The sequence below is a fragment of the Acinetobacter sp. UBA2063 genome (assembly GCF_002333245.1).
Classification (GTDB): Bacteria; Pseudomonadota; Gammaproteobacteria; order Pseudomonadales; family Moraxellaceae; genus Acinetobacter; species Acinetobacter parvus.
In genome coordinates, this window is sequence record NZ_DDAH01000051.1 from 1 (window position 1) to 5,346 (window position 5,346).

The 5,346-nt window shown below is 43.8% G+C and carries 6 protein-coding genes; all 6 read left to right on the plus strand.

Going from position 1 to position 5,346, the window contains the following annotated elements; translation table 11 throughout:
* Positions 1–630: ATP-grasp domain-containing protein (locus B4H32_RS02575; RefSeq protein ID WP_286799686.1), on the plus strand; the 630-nt coding region annotated here is incomplete at its 5' end.
* Positions 631–673: 43 nt separating this feature from the next.
* Entirely contained in the window at positions 674–1,813 is a 1,140-nt protein-coding gene (locus tag B4H32_RS02580; protein ID WP_004757802.1) for a phosphoribosyltransferase domain-containing protein, read from the plus strand.
* Positions 1,806–2,627, plus strand: coding sequence for an HAD hydrolase family protein (locus B4H32_RS02585; protein WP_004757804.1), 822 nt, complete (start codon positions 1,806–1,808; stop codon positions 2,625–2,627). The genes B4H32_RS02580 and B4H32_RS02585 overlap by 8 nt, the downstream gene beginning before the upstream one ends.
* On the plus strand, positions 2,611–3,777 hold the full coding sequence (gene stiP / locus B4H32_RS02590; protein ID WP_004757805.1) for a cysteine protease StiP: 1,167 nt from the start codon (positions 2,611–2,613) through the stop codon (positions 3,775–3,777). The genes B4H32_RS02585 and stiP overlap by 17 nt, the downstream gene beginning before the upstream one ends.
* A complete protein-coding gene (locus tag B4H32_RS02595) occupies positions 3,777–4,661 on the plus strand; it encodes an HpcH/HpaI aldolase/citrate lyase family protein (RefSeq protein WP_286799687.1) in 885 nt (294 codons plus the stop codon). Before stiP ends, B4H32_RS02595 begins: the two co-directional genes overlap by 1 nt.
* A 25-nt stretch (positions 4,662–4,686) precedes the next feature.
* Positions 4,687–5,346 (plus strand): TerD family protein (locus tag B4H32_RS02600; RefSeq protein WP_286799688.1); only part of this gene is annotated, 660 nt, incomplete at its 3' end.

The following is a 5,346-nucleotide window of genomic DNA, read 5'->3' on the forward strand; positions in this document are numbered from 1 at the left end:
GCGGTTGTCCCTGACACCACTGTATATCATGCTGAAGAGTTGCAAGCCGCCTATGAAAGCTGGTCGAAGAAAGGTGAAGTCTGTGTAAAGCCTGTGACAGGTGTATTTGCATCAGGTTTTTGGCATCTGGATACAAAGGCGACATCATTTGATATGTTTGCCAATAGTCAGAATTTTAGGGCGCATCCACAAACATTTATTGAAAGTTATCGACAATCACCCAATCCGCCTGCCTATTTGGTGATGCCATTTTTATCGGGTCAGGAATGTTCAGTGGATATGTTTTGTGTGCATGGGCAAGTCCGATGTGCGGTTGTCCGTTGTAAACAGCGCGGTGGCTATCAGCAACTGAAACTCGAAGATGAGGCCATTGAACTGGCCAGACAGGTTGCTGAATTGTTTGGCTGTGATGGTTTGGTGAATATGCAGGCCCGTTATAATGATCGTGGGCAATTATTTATTTTGGAAGTTAATCCTCGCCCTTCGGGTGGAATAGGCCACACATTCTATAGTGGTGTCAATCTGGTACACGCTGCTATTGCAGAAACATTCGGATTGGATTATCAGCCTGAAAAAATTGAAAATACTGTCATGGTTCGACATATTAGCCAAAGTGTTTGTGTGGTATAAAGAACGATATAAATATAATTTTTAAGCTAGATTTAAGATATATATGGTTGAGATTGAATTACAGAGGGGAGTATTAAGCTTACAACCCAATGACAATAGCCACTGGAAATGGCAGGATTTATTGGGTTTTGCCGAGCGCATTAATCCAAAGCGTGCATTCTTATTTGTATCAAAAGTATTAGGGCGGCATATTCCCGTCAGTCCCCACATTATGCGCCATGCCTTTACTGATTTGGCTAAGCTGGTTCCTGGTGATTTACCTGAACCCGTGTTGGTTATTGGCATGGCGGAAACGGCGGTTGGGCTGGGCGCAGGCGTTCATCAGGTGTTGCAGCAACGTTATCCTGAAGCGATTTATGTGACAACAACACGCCATCCAGTACATGGTGCGCCATTACTGGCACGTTTTTTAGAAGAACATAGCCATGCACAGGATCAATTGTTATATGGTTCACCTGATGCAGAGCTTCAACAACAGATTCTAAACAGCAAAAGCATTGTACTGGTAGACGATGAAGCATCAACTGGCAAGACCTTTGTCAATTTAATCCATGCTTTACAACAGGCAGGGCTGAATCAAATTTCTCATGTGGTGACTGCCACGCTGGCAGATTGGTCATCAGGCATTCATATTGCCGATCTAAACTGTCAGTCTGTGGCATTAATGACAGGCAAATGGCAATGGCGTGATGCTGAGCATCCAATCCAGATCAATATGCCAAAGGTCGATACAGTTGCTTTTGGCGCATTTGCTACTTTAGCAGAACCGACTTGGGGACGTTTACCCATTCAGGACAGTGGCGCGCATATTCGGTTGGCGGTACAACCTGATGAACGTATTTTGGTGCTGGGCAGTGGCGAGTATGTCTGGTCTTCTTTCCTGTTGGCGGAGTATTTGCAGCAGCAAGGCGCAGATGTGAAATTTAGTGCAATTACCCGTTCACCGATTGCTGTGGGACATGCCATTCAGTCTGCTCTGGCATTTTCGGATAACTATGGTTTAGGTATTCAGAATTTTGTCTACAACATCAATCCACAGGATTATGACCGAGTGTTGATTACTGTCGAAACCGCAACACATTCAGTCGCGAAAAGCCTGCTTGAAGCGTTGCCAAATGCCGAAGTGATCAGTGCTGTGGACTATCCTCATCAAAAATTTAACTTGTGTGTTGTAAATGACTGATTTTTTATTTGACTCCAGTGAAATTCGTACACCCTTAATGCTGGTGGATCTGGATGACACGTTGTTCCAGACCCATCGCCGCATTACACCTGAAGCTGACTTTAAAATGGTCACCACAGATAAACAGGGACAAGCTCTGGCCTATATGAACCCGATACAACAGCATTTTGTACAGTGGCTATTTCATAGTACCCATGTGATTCCAGTGACTGCACGCTGTGCCGAGGCTTTATCCCGAGTTCATTTACCCTTTCAGTATGGGGCGGTCTGTTCTCATGGTGGAACAGTGCTGAATGCGGACCTTAGTGTCAATGCTGAATGGCATGGACAGATGCAACAGGCTTTACAACCCTATCAGACACGTCAGGAAGCCCTGATTGAAGCTGTGCAGCAGCATTCCAGACATTTTGGTTCAATTCGGACATGGGTGGTTGAGGATCAGGGATTGGGGTTGTATGTTGTGGCAAAGCAAAATACAGAAAATGACAATCCTTATGCACCGAATTTTTTGCCTCAATTACTGAATGAGCTTGATGCGAATTTGTTGTCAGGTTTTTACTTCCATTTAAATGGTAATAATCTGGCACTGATTCCGCAGCCTGTGAGCAAAGCAAATGCAGCGAGGTTCCTTTTGCAGCAACTCACCATACAACAACGCCCAATTTTAGGCTATGGCGACAGTTTATCGGATGTTGAGTTTTTGAATTTATGTCACTGGTGGGGAATGCCAAACCATAGCCAGTTGAATCGTTGGGTAAAACACAATCTAACGCAGCAATATAAACAAGAAGGGTATTATGGCGATTACCAGTAAACCAAAAATTAGTAGGGAAAAAGCATCAGAACTCATTTTAACACAAGGGTTTAGTGGAAGTTATCAGCCTGAGCAAGTCACATTTTTATTAAAACGTACCCAAATTCGACCAACAGACACATTGGAAAAGGAACGCCTGATTCAATCAGGTGAAAAACATTATTCACAGATGATTGGTCAGGAGAATCCACCTACTGAACGTCATTTACAGTTATTTGAACAGGCAATGCAGTATGGGCAGCAACGTTTGGCAAAAGAAGTGCAGCAATTGGCACAAACACTGTCGGCGGAATTGGCTGAACCTATTATTCTGGTCAGCTTTGTACGCGCTGGTGTGCCATTAGGTGTACTACTTTATCATGCATTGCAGGATATGGGACGTGACTGTGTGCACTATGGCATCAGCATTATCAGGGATCGTGGTATAGATTTTGCCGCACTTGAAACGATTATTGCCAAGCATGGTCATCAATCTTTGGTTTTTGTGGATGGCTGGACTGGAAAGGGCGCCATTCAGAAGGAACTGCAACGAAGTCTCGCAGATGACCCTCGTTTCATTGATCGACCTTTGCCCTTGGTGGTGTTGTCAGATATTGGTGGATGTGCTTGGTTGGCAGCCAGTGGTGAGGATTGGTTGATTCCATCAGGTGTTTTAGGCTCAACCATTTCAGGATTAATTTCCCGTAGTATTTGCGAAAATGAGGCTTTGCAATTCAACGAGATTGAGGAAAGTAATCTTGGTCAGTGGCATGGCTGTATTGAATATAAGCATCTAAGCACATTTGACATGTCACAGTCATTTATTGAACAAATCAATCAGATACGCCGAGAACTTCAATCAGAAAAAAATGCCGTTTGGACAAGCGCTCAACAGCAATTACAAAGACAGCGTAGTCAGGCTGTGGTTAAACAATTGGCAGAACATTATCAAATTACCAATATCAATCGGATTAAGCCAAGCATTGCTGAAGCAACACGGGCGATTTTAAGGCGTGTACCTGATCTGGTTCTGTTAAGGGATGCGAATGACGCTGACACGGCATTATTACGTCATTTAACCGAAGTGACACAGACACCAGTCAAGGTGGTCGGTGATCAAATCGCACCTTATCGGGCAATTACCCTTATTCAGAAACTGGGAGCAGGTTGATGTTATCGGCATTATCTTTAGGTGCAACACTTTATATGCCTGCGACCAGACCCGATTTATGGCAAGTGGTGAATGGGGAAAAGTACCCTGAGTTACGTTCTCAGGTCATCTGTCTGGAAGATGCAGTTTCCGAGCATGAGGTGGAAGCTGCAAAAGTCAATTTAAAGCATTTGTTGCAACAGGTTCAGGATCAACCACGTCAAGCACAACATCCTAAAATCTTCATACGCCCTCGCCATATTGCAATGGCGGAAGAATTGGCACAGTGGCCAGAACTGATCATGGCGGATGGCATGGTATTGCCTAAATTCTGCTTAAATCAATTACGACAATGGCAGCAGATATTGCCTGACTTTATTCAGGTGATGCCAACACTTGAAGATGCAGAAACCTTTGATATGGGCGCTATGCGTGAGTTACGTCAGGCATTGCAACAGGACTTTCGTCAGGTTCTGGTGCTGCGAATAGGCGGCAATGATTTACTCAACTGTCTGGCTGTGCGCCGTCCGAGTGACTTAACCCTGTATCAAACGCCTATTGGGGCATTAATTGCAAATCTGGCGGGGCAGTTTTTACCTTATGGCTTTGCACTGAGTGCGCCTGTCTGTGAGCATTTTACTCAGGTGAAGTTATTGCAGGACGAGTTATATCTGGATTTACAACATGGTTTATCTGGAAAAACCATTATTCACCCTGCACAGATTGCGATTGTGCATCAGGCCTATCAAGTCAATGATATTGAATTGAAACAAGCTCAGGATATTTTAAGAGATTCTGGTCAGGCTGTATTCGCCTGTCATGGAAGTATGTTGGAGCCTGCCACACATCGCCGCTGGGCAGAACGTATATTAGAGCGATCACAAATATTTGGCATGAAGCAATAACACTAAAAAAAGAGGATAATGAATAATGCAACAATTGACTGCGGGTGCAAATCTGGTACTGGCACAACCTCAGTGTCAGATTAAAATCAAAACTGCATTACCTGCACATATTGATTTAGATGTAAGTGCATATTTACTCAATGCCCAAAACAAGGTTCGTGGTGATGCGGACATGATTTTTTATGGGCAGAAACACACTCTAAACCGTAGTGTTGAGTTAATTGAGGCAAATGGTAAAACACCTTATTTGGCGCAATTTAATTTAAATACCCAATTGCTGGATCTGGAACTGAATAAGATCGCTTTGTGTGCCACCATTGATGGACAGAGTGCAATCAATGCGCTTCAGAATATTGAGGTTGAGTTATGGCAAAATGGACAGTTAAGCGCCACAGCGATTGTCAATAGTGCTGAAAAGACTGAAAAGGCCCTCATTTTGGCAGAAGTATATCGTTATAAGGATCAATGGAAATTCCGCTTTGTCAATCAGGGCTTTAATGGTGGATTAAAACCCCTTGCCGAATATTTTGGTGTTGAAATCAACGATCAACCCAACACGCCGCCGCCAGCACCTGTTGCTACACCGCCTCAGTCTAAAATAAACCTCAGTAAAATTACGCTGGACAAAGGCAACAGTCGAATTAATTTAACCAAACAGACACAGGGTTTTGGTGAGATTAAGATT